Origin of the sequence: Streptomyces sp. NPDC001137 (assembly GCF_040298885.1) — a bacterium.
Lineage (GTDB): Bacteria > Actinomycetota > Actinomycetes > Streptomycetales > Streptomycetaceae > Streptomyces.
Genome location: NZ_JBEPBA010000063.1, coordinates 1 through 1,330 on the forward strand (window position 1 = coordinate 1; position 1,330 = coordinate 1,330).

Sequence of the window (1,330 nt, forward strand, 5' to 3'; positions counted from 1 at the left end):
TGAACCGTTCCGGGTTTGATCGAGACTCTAGGTTGTGACTGTGACCTGGGGTTTCGTGGTTTCGCGGTAGTGGTTGGTCTCGTATTCGGCGGGTGGGATGTGCCCGATCTCTCCGTGCAGTCGGCGGTGGCAGTACCAGTCGACCCATTCGGCGGTGGCGAGTTCGACCTGGGAAAGCGTCTTCCAGGGCCGACGGGGCTTAATCAACTCGGTCTTGAACAGGCCGATCGTGGATTCCATGAGGGCGTTGTCATAGGCGTCGCCGACCGATCCGATCGACGCGGCGATGCCTGCCCGGTCGAGGTGCTCGGCGAGCGCGAACGATGTGTACTGCGAGCCGGCATCGGAGTGATGTATCAACTCGCCTTTCTGGTAAGGCCGTTCGTCTCGGTCGCGCTGCCACAAAGCCATCTCGAGGGCGTCCAGGACGAGCCGTGTCTCCTTCGAGGTGGCTGCTGACCAGCCGACGATGCGGCGGGAGAAGGTGTCCACGACGAAGGCGACGTAGACGACGCCGGCGAACGTGGCGACGTGAGTGAAGTCGGCGACCCAGCAGCGGTTCGGGGCGGGGGCGACGAAGTCGCGGTCCACGAGGTCCGGGGCCCGCTCCGCGCTCGCGTCGGGGATGGTAGTGATCACCTTCTTGCCGCGGACCGCTCCGGTGATGCCGAGTTCACGCATGAGGCGCTCAACGGTGCAGCGGGCCACCGCGACATCCTGGCGGTTCAGGTGCCGCCAGATCTTCCGGGCGCCGTAGACACGGTAGTTGGCCTCGTACGCCTGTGTGATCAGGGTCTTCAGTTCGGCGTCGCGGACGGTGCGGGCCGCGGGTGCGGCCTGGCGTTTGTGGTGGGCGTAGTAGGTGGACGGGGCGATCTTGCAGTCGTGGTCGGTGAGGACCCGGCAGATCGGCTCGACACCGCCGAAGCGGTCCTTGTGCTCGTCGATGAACGCTACGAGCGTGCGTGTGGCCGGTCGAGCTCGGCCGCGAAGAAAGACGCCGCGGCTTTGAGGATGTCGTTGGCCCGTTTCAGCTCGGCGTTCTCCTTCTTCAGCCGCTTCAGCTCGGCTGACTCCTCGCTCGTCATGCCCGGACGGGTCCCGGCGTCGATCTGGTCCTGCCGCACCCACTTGCGCAGCGTCTCGGTCGTGCCGATGCCCAGCTTCTGGGCGACCGCTTTCATCGCGGCCCACTCGGTGTCGTACTCCGGCCGCACCTCGGCGACCATGCGCACCGCACGACGGCGCAGCTCAAGCGGGTACTGGGAAGGGCGTGCCATAACTCGATCCTCTCAAACGATCGAGTCCCTACCGAACCCGGAACGGTTCA

At 65.5% G+C, this 1,330-nt stretch carries 1 protein-coding gene; it reads right to left on the reverse strand.

Annotation, left to right across the window (positions count from 1 at the left end; translation table 11 throughout):
- Positions 1-27: 27 nt before the first annotated feature.
- Positions 28-1,280 (reverse strand): IS3 family transposase gene (locus tag ABT254_RS46445; RefSeq protein ID WP_351483755.1). Its coding sequence is split into 2 segments (ribosomal slippage): positions 28-998 and positions 998-1,280, totalling 1,254 coding nucleotides; the frame shifts between segments, so codons are not numbered across the junction.
- Positions 1,281-1,330: the final 50 nt, after the last annotated feature.